Consider the following 17,345-nt stretch of genomic DNA (forward strand, 5'->3'; position numbering starts at 1 on the left):
GTCGGCCTGGTCGCGAGCGCCGTTCGCGCTGCAAGCTTCCGACGAGGCCGACCGATGTCTTGCCGCCCCGTCCGCGCGACTGGAACCCTCTGAGGGACCGACAGCCGCAGCGCCGCGGGAGGCCCTCCGCATGGATGCGCACCTGCACCCCCACGTCAGTCCACGCCGCCGAGCGGCGCTCGGGACCGTACTGCTGGCCGCCACGCTCGCCGTGCTCCCCGCCTGCGGCTCCTCGAAGGACCTCACCGCCGCGGTCTCCTCCACCGGCTCATCGGCCGCCACAACCGCGAGTTCCAGCCAGACCGCCGGCACCTCCGCGAGCCCAAGCACCTCTGCGAGCGGGAGCCCGTCCGCAAGCGGGAGCGCCTCCGCGAGCACGAGCCCGTCCGCCACCCGCGCAGCCGGCGTGACCGTCAAGCCGGACCCGACCCGCGCCGGGACCTCTCTCACCCTCACCGTCTCCGGTTGCAAGGGCACCGGCGGCATCGGCTCCTCCACCGCCTTCAGCGCCGACGCGCCGCTCTTCCCCGCGTCCGGCGGCGGCAACCTACTGACCGGCCACGCCACCGTCAAATCGGGTGCCCTGCCCGGAACTTACTCCGTCAAGGCCACCTGCAGCGGCGGCGGCATCGTGACCGGCACCCTCACCGTGATGGGCGCCCCGCCCTCCAGCGGCCACATCGGTACCGGCGCAGGCGGCAGCGTCACCCGCGGCACCGACCCGGCGCTGGCCGTCCTCGGCGCCCTGCTGCTCCTGGGCGGCGCCGCCGCCTGGTGGCGGGCACGACCCCGCGCCGGCGGTCATGGCCGCGCCCGCTGACGACCCGGGGCGGCGCCGCGAGCGCCGCAACGCGCTGCTCGTCGGCGTGGTGGGCGCGCTGCTCATCTGGATGGCCGCCCACGGCGGCCTCCAGACGGCCCCTCAGCCGCCTCCCTCCGCGGCCCTCGCCCGCACCGTCGACGGACGCGGGCCGCTGCCCGCCTCGGCCCCCGAACGCGTCCGCATCCCCGCGATCGGCGTCGACGCCCCGACCACCGTCCTCGGCCTGGCCGCCGACGGCCGGATCGCCGTGCCGTCCTACCGCGAGGCCGACCGCATCGGCTGGTACCGCTACTCACCCGTCCCGGGCGCGTCCGGCACCGCCGTCCTGGTCGGGCACGTCGACACCCCCACCGGCCGCGCCGTCCTCTACCGCCTCGGCCAACTCCGCCCCGGCGACCGCATCCTGATCGACCGCCGGGACGGCAGCACCGCCGTCTTCACCGTCACCCGCGTCGCGGCCTACGCCGACAGCGCCTTCCCAGCCGGCCAGGTCTACTCCCTCTCCAGCCCCCCGCAGCTCAGCCTCATCACCTGCGGCCACGGCTACGACCCCGCCACCCACCGCTACCTCGGCAACGTCGTCGCCTTCGCCCGCCTCACCACCTGACCATCTCACCGCTTCCGGAAAACGCAAAGCCGCAGCCGCACTGGAATTCCAACCGGGACCCCAGCCGCCCTCCGCACCGCGGCCCGCCCCAGCGGCACCCCCTAGGGCGGCGCAAGACCGACGGCTGGATCCAGGCGGGGTGTGCCGCCGCGGCGAGCAGATTGCCGCCTGCCAGGCCGGTGTTCCGTCGCTCCAGGCCGCCCGTATGACCGCCGACCCGCCGGACACCAGGTCGACCGACCGGTGCCCCCGGCCCCCGGCCCACGCTTTCAGCGTGGGCGCAGCAGGTGAGCCGCGGAAGGGCTCGGCAGCACGCGTGGCCCTCCGAGGACTTCAGCCAGGCCTGGACCATGCAGAGCCCCAACAACAACGCCCTCGAGCATGTCCGCGAACACCTGCAGCTGGCCCGCGAGCAGGAGATCCACGTCTTTCGGATCCCCGGGACCGACTTCATGTCGACGACGATCGAGTACATGGTCGGCTAAGCCGACCACCACGGGAGCGGAGCAGGCAACCGGGACGGCGCCAAGGCCGAGGCCCTACTGCCCCACCTGCGGGATTCCTGGCAGGAGGACCAGTCCTACGCCTCACCTCGCCAGCGATACCAGGACCTCCAGAACTGGAGCGGCGCCGCCCAGGCACGCGGCCAGCAGTTCGAGATCCTGTGGCGTGACGCCCTGGCCCTGTACGGATGGCACCCCAAGAAAACCCGCATCCAAGGCGAGGACAACGACTTCACCGCCCTCTACAACGGCCTGCACATCCTCGGCGAAGTCCGCTGGTTCGCCGACCCGATGACCGGCGCAAAGATGCGCGAATTCCTCGGAAAACTCGACCCACGCCCCCAGACCATCGGCCTGTTCGTCTCCCAAAGCGGCTACGACCACGGAGCCCGCAGCGTCGTACGCCGAGCAGCCAACTCCAAGACCGTCATCCTGTTCAGCCAACCCGAAATCGACGACGTACTCCTGAACCGAACCAACCCGGGCACCCTCTTCAACGAACGACTGCGCGACGTCTACGACTACCTCTTCGAAAACCAGCAACCTCAACACCCATTCCCCCGCCGTCATCAGACCCACCACCCCCGTGACAGCCCCGAGCGCCCCGAAACACCACCCCACGACAGTGAAAAACACCCGCCGTGCCACCCTCATGACAGCAGCACCAACACCCACCAGGCCCGGCTGAACAGCTAGAACGGCCACCCAGCTGACATACCGTCACTGACAACGTGCCCACTGACACCAAACCGGCATGTCGCATGTGGTGGGTCAGGGCGTCGGCCGATCGGTGTGGCGGTGGAGCCGTCCGTGGTTGCGCCACCACAGGACCTGTCCGTCGGGTCCGCGCAGGAAATCGCAGCGGGTGCCGATCGGCCGGCCGGAGGTGTCGAGGTCGAGTCCGAAGTCGGGGCGGTAGAGGGCCACGCCGAGTTCGCTGGTCTCGTTCTGGGTGGTCAGGGTTCCCTGCAGGCGGCCCTGGTGGGCGCGGAACTCGACGTGGGCGTCCTCCCACGTGCCGGCTTCGTTGATCCGCCTGCTCAGGTAGTGGCCCTCGTAGGGCGCCAGTTCCGCGGCGCTCAGGTGTCGGGGTTCGGCGGGAAGGTTGCTGACCTGGGCGAACCGCCGCAGTGCCCAGTCGTCGGTGAAGAGCTCGTCGCGCAGGCGCGAGCCGCCGACCGAGTTGGTGAGCAAAGTGAGCGCGAAGCCGCGGCCGGGCACCATCAGGAAGCCGGAGATCTGGCCCGGCCAGGTGCCTCCGTGTTGCACGATCCGTGGTCCTTGGGCCGTGGGCCGCAGCATCCAGGTGATGCCCATCCCGTCCAGTTCAACGACGAGCGTGCCGCCGGGTCCCGGCCGCGAGCGCATCTGGGTCAGTGACGCTTTGCTCAGCAGCCTGGTGCCGTTGCGGGTGGTGCCGTCGCCGAGGTGGAAGCGGGCCCAGTCGAGCTGGTCGCGCACGCTGGAGATCAGGCCGCCGGTCGGCGCGAGACTGCGCGGTTGAGGCCAAAAGGAAGGCTCCACAACCGCTTTGCCGTTGATGACGTTGTGCGGGGCGGCGATGTTGAGGCCGATGATCTCGTCGCTGAAGAAGTGGCTGTGGCGCAGCTCGAGCGGGTCGAGGAGCAGGCGGCGTACCGCGGCCTCGTAGGTGAGGCGGCTGGCGACCTCCAGGATGCGGCCGGCGACGCAGAGCCCCGCGTTGTTGTAGGCGAACGTTCGGCCGGCCGGTGTGAGCTGGGGCAGGCGGGTCATGGAGTCCACGAGGCGGGCGACGGCGTTGTCGCCGCGGCCGAAGTCCTGGTAGTCGTCGCCGAGCCAGCCGGAGCTGTGGTTGAGGAGTTGACGTAGCGTCACCTTGCGGGAGGCGCTGCGGTCGGCCACCGCGAACTCGGGCAGGTACCGGCGGACGGGGGCGTCGAGGTCGATCGCGCCGCGTTCGACCAGTCGCATCAGCGCCGTGCCGGTGAAGGTCTTCGTGGTCGAGCCGACCCGGAAGAGCGTGTCCGCGTCGACGGGCACGGGCTGGTCGACGTTGGTAACGCCGTAACCCCTGACGTATGCGCGGTCCCCCAGCAGCACACCCACCGCCGCCCCGGGGATCGCGTAGGCCGTCATGGCGGTCTCGATCTTGGCGTCGAGCTCGCACAGCAGCGAGGAGAACGCGCTGTCCCCGGTGCCGGTGGATCGTCGGACGGCGGCGCGGGCCGGTGCCGGTGTGAGCGACAGGGCCGCGCCGCCCGCGGCGATGGCGAGCAGGTTGCGGCGCGAGAGGGGGCGGGCGGCCTGGTCCATGGCTGCCTGCTTCATCTCGGCGCAATGACGAATCGCACGGGCCGCACCGAGGCCACGCAACGGGTGTCGGGGGCTTCGGGGCGTTCGTAGAAGGAGGTGATCACGTGTGAGCCGCAGGGGTTGAAGATCACGCCGTGCGCGACGCCGGCGAGCGTCACCACCGTCGAGTTCCGCAGCGTCAGCGCTGCGTAGCGTCCCCAGACCGCGCCCGTCTGCGCGTCGAAGCTCCCGGAGATGGCCAGGGTCGGGATGGTGCTGCGGGTGACCGCGCGGATGGACGGGTCCGCCGCGGGGACGTCCCAGGCCCGGCAGGCCTGGCGCAGGAACGCCAGCTGCGGCGCTTGGGCCAGGACGGACGTGGGGAAGGTCGGGAAGGCCCTCAAGCCGGCCGTCAGCTGCTCGCGCGCGGTCTCGAAGGGGACCCATTCGCTGCACCACACGCTCAGGGACAGGCCGTGGGCGAAGATTCCCTCGCTGCCGGGCAGGCGGGTGCTCGCCCACTGCTCGGCGACCAGCTGCGGGTTGCCGTGCGCCAGCTCGTCCACGGCCAGCGGGAAGTCGGCGGGAGTGTGGCTGGCCCGGATCATCCAGTTCACCAGTGCTCCGCCGTCCAGGACCACCCTCACCGGCCCGACCACCCCCGGCACGGTCACCCGGGTGGTGACCGGGTGGGCCTCCAACCGGCTCACCAGGTGGGTGAACACGGCGGCGAGCTGCGGGTAGCGCCTGCGGCAGGCGGGCTGCGCCGCGCACGCACCGGTCATGTTGTCGAACGACTCCTTGACGCTGCTCCAGGTCCAGCCGGGCGTTGCCACCGATGGCGGCACCACCCCGTCAAGGGTCACCGAGCGGATCCCCTGCGGGTGCCGGCGCATGTAGGTCAGCGCCAGCTCGGTTCCGTAGGAGTGGGAGAACACGTTCCATTCCCGGATGCCGAGTGCCGTCCGCAGGTCCGCCAGGTCGGCCGCGCTCTCGGTGGAGTTGTACGCCGCGAGGTCAACGCCCTCGGCGGCCAGCCGGTCGCGGCAGGCGGACACCGCCTGCACGTACAGGCGACCGGTGGAGGGGGCGTCGTAGCGCAGCCCGATCCGCTGTTGGTAGAACCGGTCGATCTCGGGGCAGGTCAAGGCGGGTGGCGAGGACAGTGTCCCGCGCTGCGACATGACGACGAGATCGCGGTCCCGGTTCAGGCCGGTCTCGGTGAGCACCGGAATGTCGCTGATGGCGTCCTGCCCCGGGCCCCCGGGCAGGAACACGATCGGGTCCCCGTGCGGCCCCGGAGACTGGGAGGGGACGATCGCGACGGCGAGTCGAAGCTTTCGCCCGTCAGGCCGGGTCCGGTCCTGCGGCACCACCAGGTATCCGCAGCTGGCCCTTACGCCGTGCGGAAGCGTGGGCGGGCACGGGCCCGGCACGAACCGCGACGTGTGCCCCGTCCTCACCACGGACCCTTCGGCCGCGGCTCCGCTCGGCACCGCCGCCAGAGTCGTAGCCAGCAGGCCGGCCAGGACGGTCAGCTTCGCGGCTCTCATCACGACACCTCAAATCTGCTGCAGACACCCGGAGTCACCGGCCCGCGACTGGCAGGTCGACACGCCATCAGGTACCCGGTCCCACGCACAGCTCACCGAGGATCACCCTTTAGAAGGACACGGCCTACTGGCTTCGTAGGTGACGCTCACATACGAAGCCAGACGTGGTTGCCAGTCCCATCCACCGTTCAGGCGGCACCGTCGCCGACTCGACGACAGATTCCGGTTGGAGCAACTAGCTCGGGGGGACCGGGACGTCGTAGATGTTGCCCGGGGTCACGATCTCGGTGATCGCCCGGGCGAGAAGCGTGGACGGCGCCTGACCCTTGGAGCTGATGTCCGTGTTGATCAGAAGTACCAGTGTGGCCTTGTGCGAAGGCAGGTAGACGGTCACGCTCTCGTAGCCGGGCGTGGAGCCGTTGTGCCCGATCCATCCGTTGGCCTCGAAGATGCCGAGGCCGTAGCTCGCACCGGGGAAGCCCGTCGGAAGCACCTTGAGCCGCTCTGCCTGGGTCTGCGGACTGAGCAGGGCTCCGGTGGCAACGATCTCGGCCCAGCGACGCAGGTCCTGGAAGTCGGAGATCATCGCCCCGGCCGCCCAGGCCCAACTGGAGTTCCAGTCGGTGGTGTCCGCGATGTCGCCGCTCAGCGTCTGGTTGGTGTAGCCGTGTGCGTGCGGCTCGGGGATCTGGGCGCCCTGGGGGAACAGCGTGTGGTGCAGGCGGGCCGGGCGCAGCACCCGCTGGTGGATGAAGTCGGCGAGGTCCAGGCCGCTGACCTTCTCGACGACCAGACCGAGCAGGATGAGGTTGGTGTTGGAGTACTGGAACGTCTCGCCCGGCCCGAAGGTGTTCTGGTGTTTGAATCCGTAGGCGAGCAACTCCTGCGGAGTGAACGAGCGACTCGGGTCGCTCAACAGAGCATGCTGGAAATCCGGGTCCGAGGTGTACGGGAACAGGCCGCTGCGCATTTCGGCGAGCTGACGCAGCGTGATCTGGTCACCGCACGGGACGCCGTCGATATAGGTGGAGATCGGGTCGTCGAGCCGGATCCCGCGCTCGTCGACGAGCTCGAGCAGCGCGGTGACCGTGAAGGTCTTGGTCTCGCTGCCGATCCGCATGAAGAGGTCGGTGGTCATCGGTCTGCCGGTGGCGGTGTCGGAGACACCGGTCGCGCGTGCGTAGCTTCCCCTGCCCGGCAACCACACACCGGCGATGACGCCGGGAATGGCGGCCTGCTGGCGGACGCCCTCGATGGCCGCGTCCAGCCGAGCGGTCAGCTCCGGACCGAGCCCGCCGGGCGGGCAGTCGTCCTCGTCGTGCGGGGTCCTGCTCTTGCCGTGAGCCGCTGCGGTGGAACTCGTTGCCATCGGGGCCAGCACCGACGCCGCGAGGAGCGCCGCGGTGAACGCACGACGGGAGGGGTTGCTTTGCATATCGGACGCTTCTTCCGGGTCATGGGCTCAGGTGGCAACGTCACCATCCGGACCCCGGCTGGAGGTCTGTGTCCGGTGCGCGTCCTGGCGAGTCCACTCGTTTGGAGCCGCGCAGGTATTCGAGTGCAACGGGTCACCAGTCCACGAAGCGAAGCAGCCCGGCGGACCTTCCGGTCACAGCGCCAGCCTGGCTCGGCGTCTCGCGGAAGCGGAAGAAGCGTTGGCAGAACGGGGGCTGGTCGATGTCGAGTGGGCCGATGCTGACTCATCGACGAGTGGTCCGCCGGCGGCATGCCGCGCGACCTCGGGCGGGAATGGGTCCCTCAACGCCCCCGGCCCTCACTACACGATGAAGCGGCCGTGACAGGCGCAGTGAGAAGGAGACCCACGGATCGAGACGGACGAGGTAAATCCCGCCGCTCAGAGCACGACGCACTGAGAATCCGACACCACGGATGAGACTGAGTGAGTACCCGCCAGCTGCAATGCGACAGGACAGATGTTCGCCACTCGGCGCGCGAAGCGGACGCTCAGTACACCGCTGTTGGCATCTGCCGTCGCCTGCAGATTGCTGGGCAGGGACGACGGGAGGGTGTAGGTCCAGGTCCCGTCCGAGGTGGTCGTCGCAGTGCCGATGGTCGGCAGCGCCGCATCTTGCGAGGTCTCGGTCAGAGAGTCCGCGCCGCTGAGCGTGACGGTCATGTTGGGTACCGGAACGCCCTTGGGTGTGGCTCCTTTGAAGGGAAGGGTTGACCAGGCGCTTCGCCAGGTCTGATGGTTGGGCGCGGTGGCAGCGCACCGGCGTTTCAGCAGGTGGGCGGTGGCCACCGACACGCGACCTGCGTCGGCCGCGTCCGTGATGGCAGCTGCAGTCCGCAGCGGCCGAAGAGGATTACGTGCTGATGCGGCCGATCCCAGGTCGGTGCAGGTCAGGGCTTCCCAGGAGCTACACCCTTCGCACGATGGAAAGCATTCCGTGCGAGCGTCGCTCCTGTGGACGGTCGGGGCGGGCCCGCTCCGGAAAGCCCTCCCCCGCCCGGACTGGCCGACAAGACCGTCGTCCACGGCGTCGCTTCCATCTGCCCCCAGACCACCACCGTGGCCGGGAAGAACGGACCCGAGATCGACTACGCGGTGAACGCGTCCGGCAACTGCGTCGTGGAAGCCACCACGGCCACCGGTTGATCGGGCCCGGTGTGCCCGTGCTGCTGCGGGTCACCTGCCTGCCGGAGAAGGCCCGCTGTCTGCTCGACCTGCGGCTGGTCGGGTTGTGCGGGGATAACGCCGGACGTCGGTCGAGCGGACGCACCGTCAACTTCTGCGGCCCGACGCTCCTCTGAAGCGCTTCGACCCGACGTCGTGCCAGCCATCCCCCGTACGCCCTTTCGACTGGTCGAACGCACCGAGCTCTGCGGCTCCAACTCACTCACTGCGACGGTGCCATCCTAGGGCGCGACTGCAGCCGCCGGGGCGGTGGTGGTGCCGAGCCGGAGTTTCAACGCCGCCTGCCCTGGTGTCCGCTGTTTCTTCCGGTGTTCCAGGGGTTGTCGCCACCGGGAGGACTCTGACTTCCGGTGCTCGACGGAGTTGTCGTCGGCTCCGTGGACGTGGGCGGCGCTGAGGGGATGCCGCTGGTGGGTGGGGCGGAGGGGGTGGCGTCGGCTGGACTGGTGGCCGGTGCGGGTGGTGCGGTGGATCGGGTGGGACGGGGAACCGGCGTCGCCGGGGCGGAGGCGGTGGCATGGCTGTGCGGTGTAGGCAGAGCCTTGTGGGTGGTGGGTCTGGGGTTGGCGCGGTGTGTCGGCTCCGAACTGCTGCGTGGTGTGACGGCAATGGGCGAGGGGACGATGCTCGGCATCGATGGGCCCTTGTGGACGAGGGCGGGTCTGTCGGCATTTTGGTCCAGCCAGGCTCCCAGTCCGGCTGCGACCCCCAGAACGGTCACGGCTATGCCGACCGGCACTGCCAGTCTCCGAGCCCTCGTGGTCAGCACAGTCCGGCCCAGGCTTCGGACGAGGCTTCGGCCCAGGCGGGCGAGGAGGTAGATGGTTGCCGCAAGGGGCGTCGCGAGCAGGAGGAATCCGAGGACTGCGGCGATGCTGCCGACCACGTTTCCGTGGGAGATTGCGCTGGTTGCGGCCTGGGCCTGCGTGGTGAGGGACCGTAGACCGGTCCGGATCAGGCTTGGAAGGTTCCACACCATGTAGATGAGTTCGGCCGCGATCAGGGGGATGACGGTTGCGACCCAGGTGGTGACGATGATTCGGGAGCGGCGGGTGAGCTCTACCGGGCGCGGGCCGGCGTCGCGGCGGCCCGGCAGGGCCCGGCGCAGGACGGGCTTGATCTGTCCGAACAGGTCGGGAACGCCTGCCAGGTCGGAGAGGATGTAGTAGCCGTCGAGCCGCACGATCGGCACCAGTTGCTCGAGGATCTCGAAGTGGCCCAGGTAGATCGCCGCGAGCAGGAACGGCTGATCCGTCAAAGCGTAGATACCTGCCAGGGCGAGCATGTAGACGACGTTGAAGTAGACCCCGCCGAGGTCCGTACGCAGCCGTCCGGTGCGGGTGATGCGGTAGACGTCGGTGACGTCGGTGAACAGGGACGGCCACAGGAGGTAGATTCCGCAACCGATGCGGCCGGGCTTGGCACCTCCGAAGTGGCAGGCGGAAGCATGTCCGAACTCGTGGAACAGGAGCGAGGCCACGGCCAGGCCGAATACGGCGAGGAGGAGCACGGGTTCGTTGAGGACGCCCAGGAGGGCGGATACGGCCCCGTGGATGAGGAAGAGCCACGCGTCCATGGCTGCGGCTGCAAGCAGGACAAGGACGACGATGGGCCCGTAGTGGAGCCAGGACAGAGCCCGAGCGATCCTTGCTACGGCTTTGGGTGCGACCAGCGTGCGGCGTCCTTTGAGGGCGAGCAGCAGGTCGGAGCGTGGGGCGTCGGCGGCAACCCGAGTGTGACCGGGTGCTGCGACGACGCCGAGGGGCTGGAGCTTGCGGTCGATGAGGAAGTCGATGTCCTGGGCGGTCACTTCGCGGGCGAAGGTCGCGCTGACGCGGGCCGCGATGCGTTCGGCGTCCCGCGCTCCGTCGATCGCGCAGACGAGGTGGTAAAGCAGTTGGGACAGCTGGACGACCTGGCCGTCGATTCGGCGGACGGTGAATGTGGGCTCGGCGAATCCGGCTCCGTGGTATTTGCCGTGCAATACCAACCCGTCGGTCAGCCTGGGCACTTGGGCATGATCCTTTGCCCGGTTCTGCGCGGGGGGCTGGGGCTCTAGTGCTTGTGCTTGCGCTTGTGGCACCGCGGCTACAGGACCGGGGCGGGTTTGTCTTCCCGCTGCGTGCCGACCGCGTTCCGTGGCCACGATGACGGTGCCTCCTCCCGTTGTCGGGATTGTCGGGTTGAACGCCAAACCGGGGTGCACCCGTTGATACGGGGAGCGGGGGTGGTGCGTGATGTGCTGGTGGCGCTTTGCGGCAGAAGTGCTTGGCCGGGTTGTGCCTGTGCGGAACGGCTGTGGAGGGGGCGGGGGTGGTCCACCCGGTCGGGCAGAATTCGGTTCCGGGCGAGTGGAAGAGTTGTGAGGCGCGGATGCGCTTCGCCCCGGTATTAGTGACGTGGTGGCACCAACGGAGGGCCGTTGGTGCCACCAGTCTGTGCAGTGCGCGCCTTCGGGTGGGACGACTAGCGGTGGCCGCGGTCCCTGTCGCCGTCGTGACCGCGGTGATCGCCACCGTCGTGACCGCGGTGATCGCCACCGTCGTGACCGCGGTGGTCACCACCGTCGTGACCGCCCCAGTCACCGCCGCGGTGGTCGCCACCGTTGTGACCGCGGTGGTCACCACCGTCGTGACCGCGGTGGTCACCGCCGCGGTGGTCGCCACCGTTGTGACCCCCCCAGTCACCGCCGCGGTGGTCGCCACCGTTGTGACCGCGGTGGTCACCACCGTCGTGACCGCCGTTGTGACCGCCCCAGTCACCGCCGCGGTGACCGCCGTGGTGGCCGCCCCAGTCGCCGCCGCGGTGGTCACAGAGGTGGCTGCCGAGGTGCGGGGCGCCGGCGAGCGGGACGTTGGTGTGCGTCGCGGCGCAGTCAACGCCCTGCGACCCGACTACCAGGACTTCACCGCGGTGGTGATGGATCGGGAAGGAGTAGCGACCGCCCCCCGAGCAGTTGAACTTGAGCATGCCCAGGGCCTCTCGGTTCGGGAGAAGACCCGATTCCTGGGCCTCAAGTTCGTTCTGGCTGAACACAGATGTTTTCCTTCCATCGGATTGCCCGGCGATTGACCTGGCGCGGCGCTATCGAGCGCCGCGGTGCTCGCCGGAGATCTGCTGGGCCAGACCGTATGGGTGCTTTGGCGGATTAAGCAAGCGCCTCCAGTAGGTGTTTCGCGGATCGTGCAGGCATCGGGCAGACATCTCATTCCGTCAATAGATGCCCTGTGACCTGGGAAAATCGATAGGGGTGCTGATTTTATTCCACCGCCTTTGCTGGGAGAAATTCGCCACCTCCGATGGGTGGCATCCGTGTGCACACGCCCCTTCGGATCAGCTCAGCACGGGGACGCTTATTGGATTTCACCGCATTTGCTGGAGAAAATTCGCCGTTCCGGGCAGGAGCGTCACCCGAGGCGGGTGCGTCCGACGCCTGCGGAAACAGAACACGGGCGGTTCGTGCAGACCGGGGCGGAACCTGCCGCGTGTCGCGGATCGCGGCGGCGGGCGGGCAGATGGGCCGCCTCGCCAGGCGCGGTGTGTCAGCTTGCGTGCGTGCGCCGACTGGGGGCTGCAGCCTGCAGCGATGTCGTGGCTCGCGCTTCACTGGCCGCAGCTTCCCGGCGGTGGCCAGGGGTGGCGCAGTGCTGGCATTCCGGACGCAGGCGCAGGAGCCTCAGGGCGTGGGTGAAGGAGGAGTACCGGCAGCGGTAGCCCAGCGCCGCGACTTCCTCGAAGAGTTCAGTCGCCCGCAGGTGGGGCTGTTCTGCCAGGCGGAGGCGGCAGTATTCCTCGAAGGGAGCGAACGAGCCGGGCGCCGCACGGCGGGCGGCCGTGGTGCGGCCCCCGTGGATGTACGCGCGGATCGTGGCGCGATCCCGGGCGAGATGTCGGGAGATCGCGGCGATCGGCCAACCCTGCCGGAAGAGGGCATGAGCTGTTTTCTCTTCTGATTCGGTGAGCATGCGTCACCCCTGTGTTTGTCCTGTGTGCGAGTAGAGGTTCGGTCAACCGGCTGACACGCGCAGTCAAACCTGGACGCCGTCACCCGTATGGCCCACAGAATGATTACGCAGAGTAGCCAATTTGTAGTGACGCAGTGTATCCAGATGCCGGTGGCTGCCGCAGGTCCGGCGACTGGCCCCCGGTCGTGATCCGGCAAATCAACTCCCGCTCAGGCCCTGCTGCACCGGCTCGAAAAATCCTCGCCCGCTGGTATCTGAACTGGCCTTTTCGCTGACCGTTGACAGCCTTTGGCGCCGACTTGCATCTACTGCGCGAATCTCCGACCGGATCCAGGAAAGACTTGTCGGCCAAACGAGTGAGGTGCGCGATCCGTTTCGACGGTGGCATCCGGAACTCTACGTAACAACCGTGTAACTGACTGGAGCTTTTCCATTACTCAGTGCCACTCTTGCCCATGCCTTCCCAACAACGATCGGAATCAGCACCATGACACGCCAAACCTCTGCCCTGGGCGACATCTTCGGCCGCGAATCGGCATGCATCGAGCTCGGAGCCGAGCCCAGCCGGTCCTCGCGAGCTCTACGGCGCACACGTCCGCGCCACCTGGTTGTGCTCCTCGCGGCCTGCGGGGTCGCCGGCGTCGTTGCCGCGGCGAACAGCATCGGACTGAGCGCCGCCGCCAACCGCACGGCCATCGCCACGAGTTCCCCGTCTGTGATCAGCGGTTCCACCGGCTCCGCCGCGCTGGGCATCGCCGCCTGGCTCGGCGCCGGAGGGCAGGCCGAACTCACCGCCCTCGGGAGCGACTTCAGCCGACTCGCCGCCGATGCCTCGACCAGCGGCGCCCTCGACAACTCCACGTTCGCACAGCACTGCTCACACCTGGTCGCAGACGTTGCGGACGCCGAGCGTTTTCGGCCGATCCCCGACACCCAAGCCCAGGCTTACTGGTCCAAGGCGCTCGTCGCGATGCACACCGGCGGCGTCGACTGCGTGGCAGGAGCCACTGGTCGCAACCGCGCCCTGCTCGACCAGGGCTTGGCAGAGGCCGCCGCCGGCACCGACGATGTCCAAAACGCGGCCGACCGCTTCCAGGCTCTGACGGCCCGAGCCAAGTCCTGAGGATCATTTCGCGTGGACGGCCCTGACGGCGTCCCAGTTCGAGATTCTGCAGCACAGGGTTTCCGCCCGCCTGCGCGAGCCGCCGGGGGTGTTGAACGGCGCTCAGGATGTGCCCGTGAACCGCGAGCCCGGAACGCTTGCCGGCGGGACACCCCCCGGTTCACACGCACGGCGCCAAGCCTGCCAAGCATTCACCATCACGAGTCCCCCTGCGCTGCTCCAATTCCGCGTCGATTGCTCTCCTGTCGCCTTACCCCGAAAGCGCGGCCGCCGCGAACGGGGCCGCTCTCGTCCTTTGGAAGGGCGCCGGAGTCAGTCGCGGGGATTCACATCACACACCCCTTGCGCTACGTTGGAAAACATGTTTAACAGCGAATTAAGTGGATCTCAGGGACCCTTCAACCAAGTCCCTCCGCCCTCCGATCCCGCTATCCGCGGCCTCGTTGCCGCGGTACGCGAAGGGGACGACCTGTCCGTTCGCAGCCTTCTGCGCTGCATGGCCATGTATGCCGGCTGCCGCACCGTGGTCGGCCTGTACACAGCGCTGTACGAGGAACTCGGCCCCCCTTAGGAAGATACGTGCGACCCAAGGAGTGGAATCGCGCGCCGGTGAACCACACGGGCAATTGTCCGGCGGTCCGACTCATAGCCACGGCTCCGGCGGACCTGAATTGCACACGCCCGACAGCCCAGGATCTTCGCGAATGTGGGAGTGAGCACGACAATGACTCGGTAGCTGGAATTCACGAACAAGGGGTGTGACGTCGGCATATGCTTGCTGCCCATGACGCCGGGCGCCAGCTCGAACCGGGTCGGCTTCCAGTCACCACGGCACCTCGGACGCGTACGAGACAGACTCCCGGCGATCCGGATCAACGCCGACGCCTTGCCTCCGGACCCAGTCGACGTTGCCGAGGCACAGCGGGAGCGCAGGAACTAGTCGTACCGGAGCGGAACACGGACACCGGTGGTCGGATCGCGAGCCGCAGGGGGCGGTCCACGCAAAGACCCCTGAGCCTGGCTGGGGACGCGCCGACGCCAGGCACAACGGAATCATCGGGACTGCTGCGCCAGTCCCCCAGCCAACCAGCATCGTCGGCAACTACGGAGTCACCCCATGGCACACGTCCACGTCCCGCTGAATCACAGGGACAACGCAGGCAAGTCCACCCGCACCGCCGACCAGGGGGTTCCCCGTGACGGCGAGAAGGACCTGGAGCACACGCAGAGCCCTGTCCGCCGCACCGGGTCCCCGACGGCCGCAGTTGTGGTCCGCTACTGCACGATGCGTACCAGGGCGGCGGCCGACTCCTCGAGGCGGGCGAAGACCTGCTCAAGCCTGCCCTGGAGCAGACCCTCGACCGAAGGTGCGGTCGATGACAGGTAGCCGGCAGCCGGACCGCAGCGACCTGCCCGGCGACTCGGCGGTGACGCCGACCCCGACGGACGAGCGACCGGAGAGGTGGCCCGCGCGCCTCATCCCGATCGAACGGTGCGCAGCCAATCCGCGCAACCCACGTGACGGGACGGGAGACCTGTCGGACCTGGAGTCCCTGGGGGAAAGGCAGTTGCAGAGCTGCCTGGCCGTCACCTCCGAGGCGTACCTGAAACTGTGGCCGGAAGACGCGGAGGCGATCGGGGCTCGGGCGGAGGTCGTTGTCATCGCGGGGAACCGACGCCTCAGGGCCGCGCGCCGGTACGGGCGGGCGGACCTCATCGTCGTGGTGGATGACTCGCTGGCGGTCAGCCGGGCAAAGGTCATGCGGGCCGCCCTGGACGAGAACACCATGCGTCGAGACCTCGATCCGATAGAAGAGGCCAAAGCCGTTGTGGCAGTGGTGGCCCAGTACGACACCGCGAAGGACGCCGGGGACGCGGAAGGCTGGTCCGGCACGTGGATGACCCAGCGCAAGCAGCTCCTCAACCTGCAGGCAGAGGTGCAGGAGCTGGTTCGGGCGCGGGCGCGTGATCCGCACGCCTACGGCATCCCGATCCGGGACGCACGTCGGCTGGGCGCCATCAAAGGCGTCGCCCGCCTGTCCGCGGCTGAGCAAATCGCCCTGTGGATGCAGATGCGTCTCCATGACCGTGCCCGGAAGGTGTCGGACAGCGCCGCCAGGCGGAAGGCGAAAGACACTTCGGCCACTTCCGCATCGACCGAATTTTCCGCGGAAAATCGGGAAGCTGCCGTTGCGGCGGGCTCGGAGCGGAGACCACCGGGACCGGCCACCGCCGCCTCAGCCACGGATGCCGACGGCCGATCGGCTGCCAAGCCCGGTCGTCTGGCCGGAGTCCCTGCTACCAGCCCGCGCCGGCGTGATGCCGCCGAAGGGGAGAAGCAGTCGACACGCGATCGTCCGGATCCGGTGGTCACCGACCCGACCGCAGCAGCGATACAGGTACCAGCATCCAGGAGCGGTCACCGGCCGGCGCTCCACGGTGATCCACCACCACGCCACGATGTGGTGCCGGCTCACGAAGCCGGCGTCGGAACCGTCGACTGGAGCAGTCCGAAGTCGATCGCGGAGCAGATCATCGCGCACCTGACGCCTGCTGAAATCGTCGATGTCGGCGGATTCCTCCTTGAATACGTGGACAGCCTCCCGCACTCGGCGCGCTGACCAGCGGTCCCGGACCTCTTTGGGCGGGGGTAGGCCCTGTCGGGGCGATCAAGTAGGACCAGGCGCGTCTGCGGCTCGAAACGTTCGCGGCGCGGACGGTGGGCTCGCTGGCACACGGGGGTCAGCGAGCCCACGGCGACCGAGGCTCCACGACGCGAACGTGTACCACCTGCGCGACGCCGACTTCGCCGCGTGTTCCCGGCCGGGGCCCAGAGCTCCGGAATCGTCCAGCACCTCGGGCCCGGCCCGCAGTTGGTCCACCCTGGTGGCACAGACGAAACAGCAGTGAGCGCGCGTCCGCGGGACGCCGGGCGATCAGCGGAGCGGCGTACGGCAGCGTCCAGCCGGGCCGGAGACCGGCCGGCTGCAGCGCCCGGCGAACCAGGCGAGCGGTGATCCACGAGGACGTGCTCGCCGTGGTCCGCGTAGGGCCTTGAGCTTCGTGGTTCCCGTTCGGCTCTTGCTATTGAGGATCTAGGCTCGGAGCGACGTGGTCGTGGACTTGTGGGAGGGGCATGTCGGTGGAGACTGCTGGGCTGGTGGAGATCGCTTCGGAGGATGAGCTGCGGGAGTTGCTCGGTGCGCCGACGCCGCGGGACGCGGGCAAGGTGCGGACGGTGTTGCACGAGCACGACAAGGCGTGGTTGGCGGCGTCGCCGTTCTGCCTGCTGTCGACGGCGGCGGCCGACGGTAGTTGCGACACGTCCCCGAAGGGCGATCCTCCCGGCTTCACGATGGTCCTGGACGACACGACGATTGCGATCCCGGAGCGGCCGGGCAACCGACGGGCGGATGGCTTTCGCAACGTGCTGAGCAATCCTCACGTCGGCGTGCTCTATCTGGTCCCCGGGCGCGGCGACACCCTGCGCATCAATGGCCGGGCTCGTCTGATCCGGGAGGCGCCGTTCTTCGACCAGATGACGGTGAAGGGCCACCGGCCGCAGCTCGCGTTGATCGTGGAGATCGAGGAGATCTTCTACCACTGCTCCAAGTCGTTCCTGCGGTCCGCACTGTGGAAGCCGGAGACGTGGGATCCCCAGGCCGCGCCCTCCCGCGCGCGTATCGCCAAGAGCCTGGAGCGGCCCGAGGAGGCCCTTGAGGACCTCGAGCGTTACTACGGACCGCAGTACGGCGACCGCATCTACGGCTGACGGCACGAGTCCACTGCCGCGACCTGGCAATCGGACGTTTCGCCTCGGCTGGTCCGCCGACGTCTG

At 68.8% G+C, this 17,345-nt stretch carries 16 protein-coding genes; 9 read left to right on the forward strand and 7 right to left on the reverse strand.

Annotated elements, in window-relative coordinates:
- Positions 1-130 precede the first annotated feature (130 nt).
- The 3 genes from ABIA33_RS23210 (at position 131) to ABIA33_RS23220 (ending at position 1,915) form a co-directional block, all read left to right on the forward strand.
- Positions 131-820: a hypothetical protein gene (locus ABIA33_RS23210; RefSeq protein ID WP_370084305.1), complete on the forward strand. Its 690-nt coding sequence runs from the start codon at positions 131-133 to the stop codon at positions 818-820.
- The gene (locus tag ABIA33_RS23215) at positions 804-1,430 is read left to right on the forward strand and encodes a class F sortase (RefSeq protein WP_370084306.1); all 627 of its coding nucleotides are present in this window, start codon (positions 804-806) and stop codon (positions 1,428-1,430) included. The genes ABIA33_RS23210 and ABIA33_RS23215 overlap by 17 nt, the downstream gene beginning before the upstream one ends.
- A 287-nt stretch (positions 1,431-1,717) precedes the next feature.
- Positions 1,718-1,915 carry a hypothetical protein gene (locus ABIA33_RS23220; protein WP_370084307.1) on the forward strand — a complete coding sequence of 66 codons (198 nt, stop codon included), beginning with the start codon at positions 1,718-1,720 and terminating at the stop codon, positions 1,913-1,915.
- Positions 1,916-2,017: 102 nt separating this feature from the next.
- Here ABIA33_RS23220 and ABIA33_RS23225 read toward each other — a convergent pair whose 3' ends face one another.
- The 5 genes from ABIA33_RS23225 to ABIA33_RS23245 all read right to left on the reverse strand — a co-directional run bounded on the left by ABIA33_RS23225 (position 2,018) and on the right by ABIA33_RS23245 (position 7,897).
- Positions 2,018-2,638 carry a hypothetical protein gene (locus ABIA33_RS23225; protein ID WP_370084308.1) on the reverse strand — a complete coding sequence of 207 codons (621 nt, stop codon included), beginning with the start codon at positions 2,636-2,638 and terminating at the stop codon, positions 2,018-2,020.
- A gap of 66 nt (positions 2,639-2,704) precedes the next feature.
- Positions 2,705-4,243, reverse strand: a complete 1,539-nt coding sequence (locus ABIA33_RS23230; protein WP_370084309.1) for a serine hydrolase domain-containing protein — start codon at positions 4,241-4,243, stop codon at positions 2,705-2,707.
- Positions 4,240-5,760 carry an alpha/beta fold hydrolase gene (locus ABIA33_RS23235; protein WP_370084310.1) on the reverse strand — a complete coding sequence of 507 codons (1,521 nt, stop codon included), beginning with the start codon at positions 5,758-5,760 and terminating at the stop codon, positions 4,240-4,242. Before ABIA33_RS23235 ends, ABIA33_RS23230 begins: the two co-directional genes overlap by 4 nt.
- Positions 5,761-5,995: 235 nt before the next feature.
- Complete coding sequence (locus ABIA33_RS23240; protein ID WP_370084311.1) at positions 5,996-7,195, reverse strand: serine hydrolase domain-containing protein; 1,200 nt, start codon at positions 7,193-7,195, stop codon at positions 5,996-5,998.
- 420 nt (positions 7,196-7,615) lie between these two features.
- Complete coding sequence (locus ABIA33_RS23245; RefSeq protein ID WP_370084312.1) at positions 7,616-7,897, reverse strand: hypothetical protein; 282 nt, start codon at positions 7,895-7,897, stop codon at positions 7,616-7,618.
- A gap of 291 nt (positions 7,898-8,188) precedes the next feature.
- Between ABIA33_RS23245 and ABIA33_RS23250 the strand changes: the two genes are divergently transcribed.
- Entirely contained in the window at positions 8,189-8,380 is a 192-nt protein-coding gene (locus ABIA33_RS23250) for a hypothetical protein (protein WP_370084313.1), read from the forward strand.
- A 310-nt stretch (positions 8,381-8,690) separates the two neighbouring features.
- Here the strand turns inward: ABIA33_RS23250 and ABIA33_RS23255 are convergent, their stop codons facing one another.
- Positions 8,691-10,430 carry a hypothetical protein gene (locus tag ABIA33_RS23255; protein WP_370084314.1) on the reverse strand — a complete coding sequence of 580 codons (1,740 nt, stop codon included), beginning with the start codon at positions 10,428-10,430 and terminating at the stop codon, positions 8,691-8,693.
- 461 nt (positions 10,431-10,891) lie between these two features.
- On the opposite strand from ABIA33_RS23255, the gene ABIA33_RS23260 reads away from it, so the two are divergent.
- Positions 10,892-11,491, forward strand: coding sequence for a hypothetical protein (locus tag ABIA33_RS23260; protein ID WP_370084315.1), 600 nt, complete (start codon positions 10,892-10,894; stop codon positions 11,489-11,491).
- A 470-nt stretch (positions 11,492-11,961) separates the two neighbouring features.
- On the opposite strand, the gene ABIA33_RS23265 is transcribed toward ABIA33_RS23260, so the two are convergent.
- Positions 11,962-12,384: a hypothetical protein gene (locus tag ABIA33_RS23265; RefSeq protein WP_370084316.1), complete on the reverse strand. Its 423-nt coding sequence runs from the start codon at positions 12,382-12,384 to the stop codon at positions 11,962-11,964.
- Positions 12,385-12,871: 487 nt separating this feature from the next.
- Here ABIA33_RS23265 and ABIA33_RS23270 point away from each other — a divergent pair, with 487 nt between their 5' ends.
- From ABIA33_RS23270 to ABIA33_RS23285, 4 genes are all read left to right on the forward strand, one after another.
- A complete protein-coding gene (locus ABIA33_RS23270) occupies positions 12,872-13,507 on the forward strand; it encodes a hypothetical protein (RefSeq protein ID WP_370084317.1) in 636 nt (211 codons plus the stop codon).
- Between the two features lie 1,117 nt (positions 13,508-14,624).
- Complete coding sequence (locus ABIA33_RS23275; protein WP_370084318.1) at positions 14,625-14,894, forward strand: hypothetical protein; 270 nt, start codon at positions 14,625-14,627, stop codon at positions 14,892-14,894.
- Entirely contained in the window at positions 14,884-16,128 is a 1,245-nt protein-coding gene (locus tag ABIA33_RS23280) for a ParB/RepB/Spo0J family partition protein (RefSeq protein WP_370084319.1), read from the forward strand. The genes ABIA33_RS23275 and ABIA33_RS23280 overlap by 11 nt, the downstream gene beginning before the upstream one ends.
- Before the next feature lie 515 nt (positions 16,129-16,643).
- On the forward strand, positions 16,644-17,279 hold the full coding sequence (locus ABIA33_RS23285) for a pyridoxamine 5'-phosphate oxidase family protein (protein WP_370084320.1): 636 nt from the start codon (positions 16,644-16,646) through the stop codon (positions 17,277-17,279).
- Positions 17,280-17,345 lie beyond the last annotated feature (66 nt).

The organism is Streptacidiphilus sp. MAP12-16 (assembly GCF_041262165.1).
Classification (GTDB): Bacteria; Actinomycetota; Actinomycetes; order Streptomycetales; family Streptomycetaceae; genus Streptacidiphilus.